Below are 14179 nucleotides of genomic sequence, written 5' to 3'. Positions count from 1 at the left end.
TCCGGCTCGACGTCGGGGTCCTCAAGGAGGTCCTCAAGACCAGGATGCCCGCAGGCCTTGTGACAGGGCTCGTCTACGACGTCGAGACCGGACTGATCGAGGTCGTCGCCCCGACCGCGAGGGCCGGGGAGGAATAGGCACCGGCTTCGCCCACCTCGGCGAGGCTCACCAAGGCATCGCCCGATAGAGGCGGCCGGGTCCCGCCCGTGAGGGCAGATCCGATGCGATTGCGCAGGAAGAACACGGCAGCACAGGGCCCCGCCGGAGCCTTCGTCGAACGCTACAAGACGGCCTTCGGGCAGTAGGTCTCGGCGCGAGCAACTGCCCCTGATTCCCGCCCGCATCGATGAGCAGCGCAGCATCGCCGTGGGCCGGGCGGCCTCGAAAGCAGCGACAGAGCCCGGTCGGCCGCCTTGGTGCGCAGCCCGTCCGGCCTGTGTCCCGGCTGCGTGCGCCGCCGCTCCAATCCACTGTGGTGGTTGTGGCGATGCCAATGCCCCCTCGCGGCCGCCACGGCACACCCGGCTGATCGGGCCAAAGCGGTGAGGTCCGCGTCAATAGTCGTGGGCGGCTCATCGGCGACGAACCAGCCGAACAATCGGCAGAAAGCTATTCACATGTGTCTTGCTCCAGGTACCGCCGCCGAAGCGGCCAGTGCTACGCCTCGTCCCGCCTTCGGGCCCGCGGTGGACCCCATTCATCTTGAACCGGTCGACGAGGTCGAGATCACGATTCTCGTCGACAACGTCTACGACGCTCTGCTGGGCGGCGATGACCGTACGCGCCGTGCTCCCTTCAGCGTCGGTGTCAAGCCGGCGCCGCACTTCGAGGAGGGCGAGAGCTTCGTCGGCCTCGTCGCCGAGCACGGCTTCTCCGCGCTGGTCACGATCAAGCGACTCGGACACACCAGCTCGCTGCTGTTCGACGCCGGGCTCTCCCCGACAGGAATGGTCGTCAACGCCGACCGGCTCGGAGTGCGCTTCGACGATCTCCAAGCGGTCGTGCTCAGTCACGGCCACTTCGACCACGCCGGAGGCCTGGCCGGGCTCGCAGGACGCCGGCGCGCCTCAACAATGCCGATGCTCGTACATCCCGAGGTGTGGACTCGCCGTCGCGTGATGCTCCCGGGTTCGGAGGTCCAGCCGTTTCCCACCGTCAGCAAGAAGGCTCTGCGCCAGGAGGGATTCGACGTGGTGGAACGGCGCGTACCCTCCCTGCTCCTCGATGAGAGCGTACTGATCACTGGTGAAGTCGACAGGACAACTGAGTTCGAACGGGGCATGCCGCCCAGTCATGAGGCGTGGACGGGCGAGCGGTGGGCACACGACGCGAAAATCATCGACGATCAGGCCCTCGTCGTGAACCTGCGGGGGCACGGACTGGTGGTGCTGACCGGCTGCGGCCACGCCGGCGCGGTCAACATCGTTCGACACGCCCTCCGCCTCACCCAGGTCGACCGGCTCCATGCCCTCGTCGGCGGACTGCATCTGAGCGGGCCGGCATTCGAACCGATCATCCCGCCGACAATCACCGCCCTGGCGCAATTCGCGCCGAGCCTAGTCGTTCCCGGCCACTGCACAGGCTGGCGTGCGCAGCATGCACTGGCTGCTGCGCTCCCGTCGGCCTGGGTACCAAGCTCGTCCGGCACCTCGTTGCACCTGGAGAGCGCGCCCGCCTGACGTGCGGGCCCCTGCGTCAGAAGCGAACTGCGCCTACCGCGGCTTACCCGACCAGGTTTGAGTGTCCCCAGAACCCTGTTGCCCATTGAGTTGACCAAGCTGCGAGGTGGCGTCCTTCCTTGCGCGATCTTGCGCAGGTAGGACTTCTGCCCGCCGCCCGCCGTCGCGGATCTGACCGCCTCAAGGGCTTCCGCGGCATCGCCACCAGATACGACAAGACTGCCACCTCCTGCGAAGCGGCGGTCGCACTCGCGTCGTGCCTACTCTGGGCAAGAACCGTTTGAAGACGGACCCTATTGCCGCATCAGCCAACGTTCACCCAAAGTCACTCCTCTGCACCGTCGGGGGAGACGTCAACCCGCGTCCGCTGATGCTGGGACCTGATACAGGGACGCGCCGTCTGTTCAGGAGCCAGCGCGTGGATGGAATCGCGGCACCGCAGCGGCGCTGACGAAGAAGAAAGAGGTGCCTGGGCATGTCACACCACACCGCGGCGGTGCCGGGAGCTACCTGGGTCGCCAGGTGGGCGGGAGCTCTGCTGTCCCTCGTGGTGGCTGCCATCCATGTCGTCGACCAAGGCGGTATCACAGCAACAAGGGACCCCTACTACATCGGCGTCGCCTACCACGTCTTGGAGATCGCGGCCGTGGTCACCGCCGTGCTGCTCCTCAGCGGCGTCGTCCGACTGGGATGGCTGCTGGCAGCCGGGGTCGCCGCCGGCCCCTTGCTGGGCTACATCCTGTCCAGGGGGCCGGGACTGCCCGACTACAGCGACGACATCGGCAATTGGACCGAACCGCTTGGGCTGGTCAGCCTGGCCGTCGAAGGCGCCCTGCTCCTGTTGTCAGTGCCGCTCTTCGTCGGAAGTTGGCGGAAGCGTCATGGACGAGCCAATACCTGAAACAATCTTGAAAACCGTCGTGGCGCGAGCCACCGTGGGTTCAAATCCCACACCCACCGCGCAGGTGAACGGCCTCTGAACAGGCAAGACGGCCATGGGCCGTGTTGCTGCGTGCACTCCGCTCGCCACCGTGATTTCCCGCGGTTCCCGCACGATCGGGCGCGGATGGGGCACGATGCCCAGCCGGCGCACGTGACGACGCTGGTGGCCGAACGGTCGCTCGCCCGTGCGTCTGCGCCGTCCGCTCGTGGCGAGCTTCGGCCTTCTTATGACGGTGCGATGACTCGGCCCTACCGTGATCGTCGCACCGGAGGCGAGCAGGGCCTCGTCGTGGGACGTGCATCGCGACCTACGACAACGTCGCGAGCGACGACGCTCCAGTCTGCATGGAAGCTCAGATGGGCGTGAGCCTGTCTCGGTCACGTATATGTTCGAGCGATGCCGGGTCGGCGTTTCGCTGCGGTCGCTGGCCGACCCGGGGCTTACGGCCGGCCGACGACGGCAGACGTGCGGAGCGCGTTGGTGACGGGTCAGACACCCCATGTCGTTTGATGTCAAGCGGCTTGGGGTTGGGCGTGGTGCGACCAGGCGGTCGCTTCGTCGTAGAGGGTTCGGGTCTTGAGGCAGCCGTGGAGGATGCCGACAAGGCGGTTGCCGAGCTGGCGCAGGGCGGGGTTGTAGTCGGCCTCGCGGGCTCGTTGCTTGTCGTAATAGCGGCGGGCGCCAGGTGAGGCCCGCAGCGCGGAGAACGCCTGGGTCTGCAGTGCGTCGGCGAGCCGGTTGTTGCGGACGAAGCGGGCCTGGACGGTGTGGCTCTTGCCGGAGGCCCGGGTGATCGGGCTGGTGCCGGCGTAGTTCTTCCGCGCTTTCGCACAGGCGTAGCGGGTGGGGTCGTCTCCGAACTCGGCGAGCACCCGGGCGCCGGTGATCTCCGCGATGCCGGGCATCGAGAGGTAGATCTCAGCGTCCGGGTGCGCCAGAAAATGCGCCTTCACCTGCACTTCCATCGCGGCTATCTGCTCGTTCAGCGCGATGATCAGCCGTGCGTGAGCGGTGGCCGTGGCCGCGTAAGCAGCGGTGACCGGCTCGGGCAGGCCGAGCTGCGGCTGGCGTAGGGCGGTCTGGATCGTGGCCGCCTTCGCCTCGCGGTGGCGGCGGCGGTGACGGGCCAGGACTGCGGTGATCTGGGTGCGCGTCAGCTTCGCCCCGGCCGCGGGGGTGGGCGCCTTGATCAGCAGTTCCAGAGCGTCCGTGCTGGTCAGTTCAAGGTCCGCGTAGGCGTCAAGGGCGGCAGGGAAGTACTCGCGCAGCGTGGTCCGCAGCCGCTGGAAGGTGCGGGTGCGTTCCCAGATCAGGGTCTGGTGCGCACGGGCGACGACCTTGATGGCCTGCGCCTGTTCGCTGTCCCCGGCCACCGGCCGCAGCTGGTCGCGGTCGATGCGGACCATGTCCGCGAGCGCGTGCGCGTCGCCCTTGTCGCTCTTGGCGCCGGACGTGCCGTACCTCTCCTTGAACCGGGCGACCTGCCGGGGGTTGATCGCATAGACCTGGTAGCCGGAGCCGATCAGAGCCTGCACCCACGAGCCCCGGTCGGTCTCGATCCCCACCACCACCGCGGCCGGATCCAGGTCCGTGCCGCCATGCTTCGCGAGGAGCTCGTGCAGCTTCGCGATCCCCTCCACGCCCTCGGGCAGCCTCGCCGCGGCGAGTTTCCGGCCCGCCTCGTCCTGGACCTCGATGTCATGGTGGTCTTCGGCCCAGTCATCGCCGATCAGCAGCAACTCATCCTCCTGGTCAGGTACTTCGCTCCCTGCAGCCTGCGGAAGGCGGCGCGCGGCCTAATGGATCCAGTGCTCACGCCCAACAGCCAGGCGGGCACGCCACCCCATGAGTTCCCTGAGTCAACCTCTATGCCGGCATCGGTTCCTCGGCGGGCATTTTGATCTTGTTGTTGGCCCGGTGGATGGCGGGGTCGTAGCAGGTTCCGTCGCGCCAGCAGGCCCATATCACGCGGAGCCAGGAGCGCGCGAGGATACGGATGGCGTGGGGGTGCCGCTTCTTGCGGGCTCGGGCATCGTTGTAGATCTTCGCGGCCCAGTCGCTGCCGTGGCGGCTGTTGTCGGCGAAGGTGGTCAGGGCGATGCGGGCTCTGCGGTTGGTCGCGAAGCGGAAGGCGACCGTGTGGGACTTGCCCGAGGCGCGGGTGACGGGGACGACACCGGCCTCGGCGATGAACTGTTCGCAGGTCTGGGCGCGTTCCAGGATCGGGCCGATCTCGCCGATGATCTGGCCGAGGTTCACCTTGCCGATCCGCGGCATGGTGGCGAACAGCGGCGCGTAGGGATGGGTCTTGGTGGCTTCGGCGACGGCCCTGTCCAGAGTTCGGATGGTGGCCCGTATGCCCTGCACCAACTGGACCTGGGCACGGACGAGCTGTCCGACGACGGCGTCGGCGAGGCGGGACGCTGCCTTCGGGGCGGCGCGCAGACGCTCGATCAGGACACTGCCGGACTTCCTGCCGGAGTAGTGGTGGCGCTTGCACCAGGCTTCGAGCCGCCCAGCGGTGAGTTTGGCGGCTGAGGCCGGGGTGGGGTACTTCTCCAGGAAGGCCATGGCGATGTCGCTGTCCAGGTCGGCAAAGAGGACCTTGCCGCCGGGCCAGTGCTCATCCAGCAGTGCGACGAGCTGGTTGACGGCAGCGACCCTGGCCTCGACATGATCAGCGCGTTGCCGGGTGAGAGCCTGCAAGCCGAGAGTGGCCTGCTCGGTGGGCTCCAGCCGGGGCAGCATGTGTCCGTCGGTGCGCAAGTAGTCGGCGAGTTTCATGCTGTCGCCCGCGTCGGTCTTGGCCTTGGAGGCGCCCCAGCGTGCTCGCATGGCGTGGAAGGCATTGGGGTGGACCGGCACGATGGGGTGGCCGGCGGCCAGCAGCCGGTCGACGGCCAGGCCGCGGGTGGTCTCGATGGCGACGGGGAGATCGGCGGGGGCGCCGTGCTTGCGCAGGCGGGCTAGGGTCTTGGCGAACCCTTCTTCGGTGTGGGCGAGTTCCCACCGATCGATGCGCTTGCCGGTGTCATCCATGACCGTCACGTCATGGGTCTCGGTCGCCCAGTCCCATCCGATGAACACGAGGTACGTACTCCACTGCCGTTCCGGGAGCACCTGCTCGGTGGTGAGGTCGTCTGCCGGGAGCTCATTAATCGGCCCTCTGCGGGGCGTGTCCCTGAAGCCGATCAGACGGCCTCGGCCCGGCGGGGCTGGCGTCACTCATGGTGGCCGTCGAACGGCTCGCAGTCTTGGCCATGCACCCACCGGGACCGAGAGGTCACAACCCTACCGGTGAGGGCTGCAGGAACGATGGTCGCCTAATGAGCGGTCTGGCCTCCCGGCCGACCAGCAGGGGCACGGTCTGACCACAGAGCTCGAACGGCTCCGGCGGGGAGAGTGCTCACCTGCTGGCGGCTACGGCACCGAGTCTCTCCGACCCGGCAAGTCCCATTAGGCGGGGGCGTGGGCGTTCTGCATGGGGGCCGCGAACGACGCGGCGCTGCCCGTGCCCTTCACCACCACGACCTCGTACCTGAGCGCTGTCACCTGCTTCACTGTGCTCGGCGTCGCGGCCATCCCGGTCTCCCCGGCGGGCTCCGCCACTACCCCGAGACGTACGTACCACATTGCTCTCCTTGTGCCTGTCCTGCAGGGCCACTCACGCGCACCAGTCGCTGCGCTTCATACAGCGCTGTCCAGACCGACGACCTACTCGCAGTCGCGGGTAGCGCCATCACCGAGCAAGGCATCGACGTATCACTGCGCGACATCGCACGCAGGGCCGGCGTCGGGCTCGCGACGCTGCTCCGTCACTTCCCGCGCGAGGCGCTGCTCGACGCCTTGCTCTGCACGAGCTTCGACGAGCTGACCGAAAGGGCAAGCGAGCTCGAAACGTCGAACTCGCCCGAAGACGCCCTCGTTTCGTGGCTACGCGACTTCGTCGCGTGCGCACATGAGTATCGGGACGTAGTGGCGCTGATGACGGCCGCCATTGAGGACACTGAGTCTGCACTCCATTCTTCGTGCGTCACGATGCGCGCGGCCGGCACGCGGCTCCTCGCTCGAGCTCAGGCTGAGGGCATGGCGCGAACCGACATCGACGGCACCGACCTGTTTGCGCTGGCCGGGTCGCTCGCGTGGCTCAGCGATCAACCCTCGCTCGCGCCACGCGCCGATCACCTCTTCACTGTTGTCGTGAGCGCGATTGTGACGAGCGCAGGGAGCAGCGACGCTGAGAGCGCGCCATGATGCCGGTGCGGCTGCCCCACGTGCTCAGCGTGGATGCCGCGCGTGTGATCGACGAGGTCGGCCCCGGGGCCACCGGTGTTCAGGCGGGCGACGAGGTGTTCACCATCGGCGATCTCGCCGAACTCGGAGGCGCGAACGCCGAGTACGCCGTCCTGCAGCCTGGGCGCCGAAGCTGGACGCGCTGAACTGGGAGCAGGCCGAGCGGCAGCGAACATCGACGCCGCCACACCTGCGCTCGACCGGCTGAAGGACGGCGCCGGCACGGCCCCGCTGATCGAGGGCGCGGCCGGCGGGGTCGGCACGGTTACCGTCCAGCTCGCTGCGGCCGGCGGCGCCACTGCGATCGGTACTGCGAGCGCACGCAACCACCAGTTCCTCGCGGGACTCGGGGTGACACCGACCACCTACGGCCCCGGAGTGGGCGAACGGGTCATCGTCCTGGCACCGGACGGAGTCGACGCCGTCCTGGACTGCGCCGGCTCAGGCTCGCTGCCCGACCTGATCAACCTCACCGAAGGCCCGGACCGGGTGGTGACCGTCGCCGACCTGAACGCGGCCAAGTACGGAGTGCACCTGTCTCGCTCGGCGGGCCCCCGCGCGGCCATTACGGCGAGGTGGCCGGCTTGAGTCCGCGGGGTCCGTCTCCACCGGTGTCGCGAGCGGCGGCGATCTCGCCAGCACCCTGTTTGTGGCCTGGAGCTACGCCCTAGTACGGCCACGTTGCTGTGATCGTCAGCGATAGACGGCCAGTCGTAGCGAGAACGTCGCAGGTGAGTGGCTGATTGTCAGCTACGGTTGGCCATTTTGAGCAGCGCAAGCCAGCAAACGTGGATGGTGTTACCCGTTCGGTCCATAGCGGTCGCTGCGGCGGATGAGTCGCGGTGTCATGACACTGCGCCCCGCGCTCAGAGCGGATGCGCGGCGGGTTTCGCACTTCAGACAGGCGAACCCGTGCAAGTCAACTTCGAAAGGTGAAGACAGTGCCGCAGTTCAACAAGGGCGATCGTGTGGAGTACCAGGGGCAGGACAACCAGAGGCACACCGGAGAGATCCGGCGTATCCAGGGCGAGTCGCCCCAGGCGAGGTACACCGTCCGCGACGAGAAGACCAAAGCGGAAGAGCAGGTCGAGGAGCAGAAGATAGAGCGGTCGCTGTAACCACAGCATCGTGATGCGCCGCCCCCCTGCGGGGTGGGCGACTCATCGGCGTAAGGGACTTGGTGTCCGGCGGCCGACGTATCGAGGATCTGCTTCGCGAGTACGAGTGAAAGGCAGCCTGCCCGTGCCCCAGGCCCCTGGCGTCATGTCCAGGGGCTTCGTCGTTTCCGGGACTCATCACTGCGTGATGGTCTGTCGGGTCGACAGGGCCAGGCGTTCGTCCCGTGTGTTCGGTCGCTCAGAGCCGCCTATGTAAGGCGTCGTTGATGTCACCTGGTGATGCCAGGCTGGATGGCGTGTGGCGCGTTGAGGCACAGCTGCTCAATCACTCCTGCTTTCGTCGTGGAGCTGGCTGGCAGGCAGGTTTATGGGCAGAGCTGGGACAACGGCTCGGAGTGTCCCGCCAGCCTTCTTCTGCAACGCAACAGCCACGACGTCGTCGTGTACTCAATGCCCGGCGGTCCATGAGTTCAGAAGCCGAAGAAGTGACCAGCGGTCGCGTTGACCTCGGGCATTGCAATCCTCCCGGGTGCTGACCTGTGATCGAACCGTCGACGCTTGTCAGCGTCGGTCTACGTTGAGCAGTTCGTCCACTCGTGGGTGTGACAGTCTCGCCCATCGGTTCGGGAACGCGGCCGACCGGCCGGAGCAGCGGTCCCGGTACGGCTCGGACATGACCGATGCCGAGTGGGCATCGGTGCGGGATCGGCTGCCGGTTCCGGGATGGCTGGTGGGCCGGGGTGGGCGGCCGGAGGGCTACCGCCATCGGCAGATGATCGACGCGGTGCGCTACCTCGTGGGCAACGGCATCAAGTGGCGGCCGAGCCGCCTGTTAGACGCGCGGCGGGCCCTGCTCGATCCGGAGCAGGATCGGCTCGCTACGTTCCAGGCCATCACCCCAGGGCATCCGCTCATCCCACCACGTGATCCCGAGATCGGCCAGCGGGCCGACAAGGTCACGACCCGCAGTTCCGGCGGAACTCATGCCGCCGACGACGACGTCGAACGGCCTGTCCGCGAGTCCGTTCTCCGCCCGGCATGCGCGCAGGAACAGCACCAGTTCCCGGACCTCGCTCACCTCCGGCGCTCGCGCGGCCTCAACCCCGGCCATGACCGGAATGGCCCCGTCCCACCGTGCCGCCCGCCTCATCGGCGCCTTGTTCGGCCAGAACCCTCCAACCCAGATCGGCACCCGCGGACGCTGCACCGGGGTCGGCCGGAAGACCACATCGTCGATCGTGACCTGGTTGCCCCGGTAGGTGACTGACTCACCGGACCACAGCAGATCCAGTGCATCCAGGCCCTCGTCCAGGCGCTCGGCGAGCACCCTGATTTCGGTTGTGTCACCAAAGCTCCCGTACTCGTCGGCCACGGGAGCACCCAGCCCGACGCCGAGGACCATGCGCCCGCCGGTCAGCCGGTCCAAGGTGGTTACTTCCCTGGCCAGCTTGGCCGGCCGCCGCCTGGCCACGGGTGTGATCGCGGTACCCAGCTGGATCCGGCAGGTTGCCAGGGCCGCAGCAGTGAGCAGGACCCACGGATCGGCGATCTCCCGGTGCAGGTCCTTCTGCTCGACAACTTGAATCCTCCCCCAGCTGAAGCAGGGGGATTCCTGGCTCACGTTGGCTGCGGGTCAGCGACCAGCAGCTCTTACACGATCAACACCAGCCGGGTTGAAACCAGCCCGGTTTTGTACGGCAAAGCTTGGAGGTGCGCGTGCCGTCTTGGTTCTCGCAACGCACGCACACGCACACCTTACCCGATCATGTGGGCGGTCTTTCGCCCCGGGGGCGAAACCCCGTTTCCTGCCCTGCTCCGCAGGGGTCCGATTCCTCCCCGGCCTGAAGGCCGGGGCGTCCTCGGAGACATTTGGTGATCCCATACCAGCAGCGCGTCCCATCCGGCCTCCTCGGCCCGGCGGGCCACATCGGCGAAGACGTCCGGCGCCGCGAACTCCCCGAAGTTCGGAACGCACACCGAGTAACGCATGACTCCACCATGCCACTCGGCACCGACAAGCCCAGGCGGTGCGCCGGCCACGGCATCCGGTGATGCGCAGGTCCTTCTCATGTGCGGAGGCTTCCGGTAGGCGGCGGGACTCCTCCCACGAGGGTCCGCCGGCAAACCGCAGCGTGAGCGTCAGAGCGCGGGCCGCCTGCCCACGGCGGCGCAGCAGGTGCCCGAGTTCGACGACCAACGGCCACCCGCCGGCGGTGACGAGGGCAGCAGCTCGAGGACCGCACCGTGCCGAGCACCGGCTGGCAGACCCGCTCCCTGCTCGACGCGGCGGACTGGCTCGTGGCACGCCTGGGCACGGTGACGGCGGACCGCATCGCCGTCGGTGCGCACGCTTGCGAGACACCCGAGCAGTGCGCGCGCCTGGCCGCCGCCGTCGGGGACCAGCTGTCCGTGCCCGTCAGCGTCGTCAACGACGCTGAACTCCTCGTCCCCGCAGCCGGGTTCGAGCACGGCGTCGGCGTGGTGGCGGGCACCGGGGCGATCGCCGTCGCACGCCACCGCGACACCGGCGGATACCTCGCCGCGGGCGGCTGGGGCTGGGTTCTCGGCGACGCAGGATCCGCCTCGGCCCTGGTACGTGAGGCGGCCCGCACCGTCCTCCGGCCACGCCGACGAAGGCGGCGCCCCGGACCTCCTGGAGAAGGCGCTGCTCACCGCGTTCGACGTGCCGAGGCCTGCCCGAACTCGCGGCCACCATGAGCTGGGACGGCGGTGTGGAGACCTGGGGACAGCACGCCCCCGCGGTGTTCGCCGCCGCGGACCGGGGCTCGGCCCAGGCCACCGTCGTCATCAAGGCCGGGGGGTCGCGAACTCGCCGCTCTGGTCGCCAGGTTGGCGGCACGCGGCGCCCATACGGACATCGTCGTGGCGGGCGGAGAAGTGATCACGACCCAGCCCCGGCTGTTCGCCGCCTTCCGGCGGGCGCTCGGCGAACGGCTGCCGGACGTGCGGGTGGTGCTGCTCGACACGCCCCCGGTCCAGGGCGCCCTCACCCTCGCGCTCCGTGCCGAAAGGGGCCGGTAGCCATGCGGTACTCCCAGGTCGTGGCCCCCCGCACGAGCGTGGTTGTCGAGATTCCCGACGCCGAGCCGGGTCCGGGTGAGGTGGCGGTGCGCACCCACATCTCTGGGCTCTGCACCTCCGAACTGGCCGCCTGGAGCGGCCATGACGGCACACGCCCGCTCAGGCTGGGCTATGAACTCTCCGGCGAGATCACGGCGGTCGGCGCCGGTGTGCACGGCTGGCGGGCCGGCGAGCAGGTGACCGGATTGGCGTCGGGCGCCTACGCCGATGTGGTGCACGTGCGCGCCGCCGAGCTGCTGCCACTGCCGAGGAACGTGCCCGCCGCCACGTTCCTCGGGGAACCGGTGGCCTGCGTCGTGGAGGCCGTCACTCGGTGCGGGCTGCAGGCCGGGCAGCATGTCGCTGCCGTCGGGCTCGGCTTCATGGGACTGATCGCAGTCCAGGTCGCCGCCGCCCACGCGCCCGCCCGACTGGTGGGCGTGGAGCCGAGGGCTGCCGCCCGTGCCCTGTCCGGCGACCTCGGAGCGGACGAGCACACGCGCCGCAGGAGCCCGGCCCCGACACATACGACGTCGTCCTCGAGTTCACCGGAACGGCGGCCGGACTCCGGCAGGCCGCTCAACTCGAACGCCCGCACGGCACGTTGTGCGTCGGCGAATACCACCACAGCGGCGCGGGAGATGGACATCGAGCTGTGGCACCGCGGGGTCGCCGTCGTCAACGGCTTCACGCCGCAGCGCCATCGGCAGCTGGCGGCACTGCGCGAAGGCCTGCGCTTCGCCGCCGAGCGCCGCCTCACCCTTGAGCCGCTGCTCACCCACGAGGTGGCGCTCGACGACCTCGCCGAGGGTTTCGCGCTGCTCCACGAACGACCGTCCGGATTCGTGAAGGGCGTACTGCGCCCTGCAAGCCATAAGAGTCATCACTAATGCTGGTGTGATGCAGGTCGACAACACCTGGGTGGATGGCGGGGCCGAGTCCCGGCAGTACCGAGTGGTGACCCGGCTGTGCCCTGTCGCAGTCTGCCGCTGGCCGAGCGCGGGCCCATGAATGGACTCGGCCGGGTGGGGCGATAGTGCGCCCGTGTGCGGTCGTGCGGTCCCGAGCAACGCTGGACGGGCGCGTCGGTCCTTGGCGATCACTCACCCGCGATAACGCGGCCACTTCGTTCGCGCCGCACGGACTGTAAGGTCTCTCGATATCAAGTATCTTGATATCGAGATTAGTGCCGGTGGAACGGAGGCCTGCCATGCGATGGGCGGGGGATGGGCTGATAGCGCAACTGCGGCAGCCGCCTGGTGGGCGGGACGCGCGGACCATGCTGCTTGCGCAGTGCGTGGACCGGACCGGGACGGGGGTGTGGGCCGCGGCTTCTGTGCTGTACTTCACCTTCGTAAGCCAACTGGACGCGCGCCACCTCGGACTGCTGCTGGGGGTTGGAGCAGTCGCGGGGATAGCCGGGTCACCGCTGGCGGGGCGGACCGCCGAACGGCTGCCAGTGCGTGGCCTGCTGATAGGCTGTCATCTGCTGCGAGTGGGCACCACGGGTCTGCTGCTGGTCGCGGACAAATTGGCCACCTTGCTGCCTGTGGTAGCCCTTACCTGCCTGGGGGAGCGGGCGGCCAAGACACTGGAGATGCTCTTCGCTACCAGGGTCGCGGGCGAGCAGCGAACCACCTACCAGGCGCTGTTCCGCAGCGTGGCCAACGCTGGATACGCGGTCGGCGCGGGCATCGCCGCACTCGGCCTCAGCGTGGGCACCACGAACGCCTACCGCGCGCTGATCCTGGCCAACGCACTCTCCTTCATACTGGCCGCCGCACTGGTCTGTCGGACCCGGGAGCCGGTCGGCCACGGCCTGGTCGTGGCACCGGGCGACACCAGTACCACTGACGGACCGCCATACTCCCTCAGTCCGTGGTGGGACCGTGGCTATTTGCTCTTCGTCCTGCTCGACATCCCGATGAACCTGGACGACTCGGTTCTCAACGTCGGCCTGCCGCTGTGGCTGGTGCACCACACCAGAGCTCCGCACGCGCTCGTCCCCGCCTTCCTGGTGATCAACACCGTGCTCGTGGTGGTGTTGCAACTTGAGGTCTCAGCACGGGCCGAAGGCCCGCGCAGGGCGGCGGCTGCAGCAGTGGGCTGGTACGGCATGGCCCTGCCCGCCTGCTGCCTGCTACTGGCGACCGCCACCGGCGGTGGGGCCTGGTCGGCCTCATTGGCCATGCTGGCAGCCGCGATGCTGGTCACCCTGGCCGAACTGATGCGCTCGGTGAGTTCCTGGGAGCTGGCGGTGAGCCTGGCGCCGCCGCGTGCCAGGGCTTCCTACCTCGGACTGGCCGGAATGTCTCAGTCGGTACAGAAGTCGGTGGGTCCACTGCTGCTGACCGGGGTGGTGATGACGGCCGGTCCGGCGGGCTGGCTGGCGCTCGGCGCGGCTGTCACCGGGCTGAGCCTGGTGCAGCGACGGGCCAGCCTGCGGCGACTGGAGACCCTCTCCGCGCCCCTACAGACCGTCAGCGCCCTTGGCGGTTAGGCCGACCCCCGTGGTCGCGGACCGCTGGTTCCCCTCCTTCAAGACCTACGCGGCGTGTGGTGCGGTGAAAGCCAAACTGCCCTTGCGCGTCCCTATGGCGAGATCCTCTGTCCGGTCTGCCTTAACTGGCCGCGGTGCCGCTGCTGCACCGGGCCCACACCCCGCGGCGCCAGCCCCGACGGTGACGGCCGCTGGGCCACCTGCGCCTCCGCCTCAACTCGCCCATTGGAAGGAGTGAGCGCATGACGGACCGCACGCCACCTTCCACGGCACCCGCACCAGGGCTGCAGGCCTTCGCCCTGCAGCCCGGCCGCTTGGAGCAGGAACGATCCCGTGCCGAGCGCACCGGGCGCCTCTGCCGCGGTGTCTGGTGCACGAAGACGTGCGAGCCCGTGCTGATCCAGCAGCGGACCTGACGCCTCCGCGCGGCACCGATGAAGAGAAGAAAGCCCTCTGCCTCACCAGAACAGCTAGGAGCGTGGGTTAGTAACGAGCAAGCGGCTCTGTTGCTGCGACCCAGGGGGGCGGTTGCGGCGGCCCCGTGCGGGCTTGCGGGGTTCTGGCG

The 14179-nt window shown here is 68.6% G+C and carries 13 protein-coding genes and 4 pseudogenes; 12 read left to right on the top strand and 5 right to left on the bottom strand.

The window, feature by feature from the left end:
• Positions 1–686 precede the first annotated feature (686 nt).
• The 3 genes and pseudogenes from ACWDA7_RS42670 (at position 687) to ACWDA7_RS42660 (ending at position 2580) form a co-directional block, all read left to right on the top strand.
• The gene (locus ACWDA7_RS42670; RefSeq protein WP_450612209.1) at positions 687–1679 is read left to right on the top strand and encodes an MBL fold metallo-hydrolase; all 993 of its coding nucleotides are present in this window, start codon (positions 687–689) and stop codon (positions 1677–1679) included.
• 176 nt (positions 1680–1855) lie between these two features.
• Positions 1856–1963, top strand: a pseudogene (locus ACWDA7_RS42665) (IS5/IS1182 family transposase); the annotation flags it as partial.
• Between the two features lie 191 nt (positions 1964–2154).
• The gene (locus tag ACWDA7_RS42660; RefSeq protein ID WP_450612208.1) at positions 2155–2580 is read left to right on the top strand and encodes a hypothetical protein; all 426 of its coding nucleotides are present in this window, start codon (positions 2155–2157) and stop codon (positions 2578–2580) included.
• 554 nt (positions 2581–3134) lie between these two features.
• Here ACWDA7_RS42660 and ACWDA7_RS42655 read toward each other — a convergent pair.
• The 3 genes from ACWDA7_RS42655 to ACWDA7_RS42645 form a co-directional block, all read right to left on the bottom strand.
• A complete protein-coding gene (locus ACWDA7_RS42655) occupies positions 3135–4361 on the bottom strand; it encodes an IS110 family transposase (protein WP_450612206.1) in 1227 nt (408 codons plus the stop codon).
• Positions 4362–4488: 127 nt separating this feature from the next.
• A complete protein-coding gene (locus ACWDA7_RS42650; RefSeq protein WP_450612204.1) occupies positions 4489–5709 on the bottom strand; it encodes an IS110 family transposase in 1221 nt (406 codons plus the stop codon).
• 369 nt (positions 5710–6078) lie between these two features.
• Entirely contained in the window at positions 6079–6255 is a 177-nt protein-coding gene (locus ACWDA7_RS42645; protein ID WP_450612212.1) for a hypothetical protein, read from the bottom strand.
• Positions 6256–6330: 75 nt separating this feature from the next.
• Between ACWDA7_RS42645 and ACWDA7_RS42640 the strand changes: the two are divergent.
• The 4 genes and pseudogenes from ACWDA7_RS42640 to ACWDA7_RS42625 form a co-directional block, all read left to right on the top strand.
• A pseudogene (locus ACWDA7_RS42640) lies at positions 6331–6876 on the top strand (TetR/AcrR family transcriptional regulator); the annotation flags it as partial.
• Positions 6867–7476 (top strand): annotated as a pseudogene (locus tag ACWDA7_RS42635) (NADP-dependent oxidoreductase); the annotation flags it as partial. The pseudogenes ACWDA7_RS42640 and ACWDA7_RS42635, both read left to right, overlap by 10 nt.
• 371 nt (positions 7477–7847) lie before the next feature.
• The gene (locus ACWDA7_RS42630; RefSeq protein WP_450612202.1) at positions 7848–8033 is read left to right on the top strand and encodes a hypothetical protein; all 186 of its coding nucleotides are present in this window, start codon (positions 7848–7850) and stop codon (positions 8031–8033) included.
• Positions 8034–8706: 673 nt separating this feature from the next.
• Positions 8707–8844, top strand: a pseudogene (locus ACWDA7_RS42625) (IS5 family transposase); the annotation flags it as partial.
• A gap of 21 nt (positions 8845–8865) precedes the next feature.
• Here the strand turns inward: ACWDA7_RS42625 and ACWDA7_RS42620 are convergent.
• Both ACWDA7_RS42620 and ACWDA7_RS42615 read right to left on the bottom strand, forming a co-directional pair.
• Complete coding sequence (locus tag ACWDA7_RS42620; RefSeq protein ID WP_450612200.1) at positions 8866–9654, bottom strand: LLM class flavin-dependent oxidoreductase; 789 nt, start codon at positions 9652–9654, stop codon at positions 8866–8868.
• Between the two features lie 12 nt (positions 9655–9666).
• Positions 9667–10338: a DinB/UmuC family translesion DNA polymerase gene (locus ACWDA7_RS42615; RefSeq protein ID WP_450612198.1), complete on the bottom strand. Its 672-nt coding sequence runs from the start codon at positions 10336–10338 to the stop codon at positions 9667–9669.
• Between ACWDA7_RS42615 and ACWDA7_RS42610 the strand changes: the two genes are divergently transcribed.
• The 5 genes from ACWDA7_RS42610 (at position 10278) to ACWDA7_RS42590 (ending at position 14030) form a co-directional block, all read left to right on the top strand.
• Positions 10278–10751: a hypothetical protein gene (locus tag ACWDA7_RS42610; RefSeq protein WP_450612211.1), complete on the top strand. Its 474-nt coding sequence runs from the start codon at positions 10278–10280 to the stop codon at positions 10749–10751. The genes ACWDA7_RS42615 and ACWDA7_RS42610 overlap by 61 nt on opposite strands.
• 132 nt (positions 10752–10883) lie before the next feature.
• A complete protein-coding gene (locus tag ACWDA7_RS42605; protein ID WP_450612196.1) occupies positions 10884–11075 on the top strand; it encodes a hypothetical protein in 192 nt (63 codons plus the stop codon).
• A gap of 2 nt (positions 11076–11077) precedes the next feature.
• Positions 11078–12004 (top strand): alcohol dehydrogenase catalytic domain-containing protein, encoded by a 927-nt coding sequence (locus ACWDA7_RS42600; protein ID WP_450612194.1) that lies wholly within the window; start codon positions 11078–11080, stop codon positions 12002–12004.
• Between the two features lie 389 nt (positions 12005–12393).
• Positions 12394–13614 carry an MFS transporter gene (locus ACWDA7_RS42595; RefSeq protein WP_450612192.1) on the top strand — a complete coding sequence of 407 codons (1221 nt, stop codon included), beginning with the start codon at positions 12394–12396 and terminating at the stop codon, positions 13612–13614.
• Between the two features lie 242 nt (positions 13615–13856).
• Entirely contained in the window at positions 13857–14030 is a 174-nt protein-coding gene (locus ACWDA7_RS42590) for a hypothetical protein (RefSeq protein WP_450612191.1), read from the top strand.
• Positions 14031–14179: the final 149 nt, after the last annotated feature.

Source organism: Streptomyces sp. NPDC001156 (assembly GCF_053598275.1).
Note: the sequence above shows the minus strand (reverse complement) of the source record. Positions and strands in the feature narration are given on the sequence as shown.

Coding starts and splice junctions, on each gene's coding strand:
- ACWDA7_RS42660 (WP_450612208.1), top strand. CDS start 2,155: ATGTCACACCACACCGCGGCGGTGCCGGGAGCTACCTGGGTCGCCAGG.
- ACWDA7_RS42645 (WP_450612212.1), bottom strand. CDS start 6,255: ATGTGGTACGTACGTCTCGGGGTAGTGGCGGAGCCCGCCGGGGAGACC.
- ACWDA7_RS42600 (WP_450612194.1), top strand. CDS start 11,078: ATGCGGTACTCCCAGGTCGTGGCCCCCCGCACGAGCGTGGTTGTCGAG.
- ACWDA7_RS42595 (WP_450612192.1), top strand. CDS start 12,394: ATGCTGCTTGCGCAGTGCGTGGACCGGACCGGGACGGGGGTGTGGGCC.
- ACWDA7_RS42590 (WP_450612191.1), top strand. CDS start 13,857: ATGACGGACCGCACGCCACCTTCCACGGCACCCGCACCAGGGCTGCAG.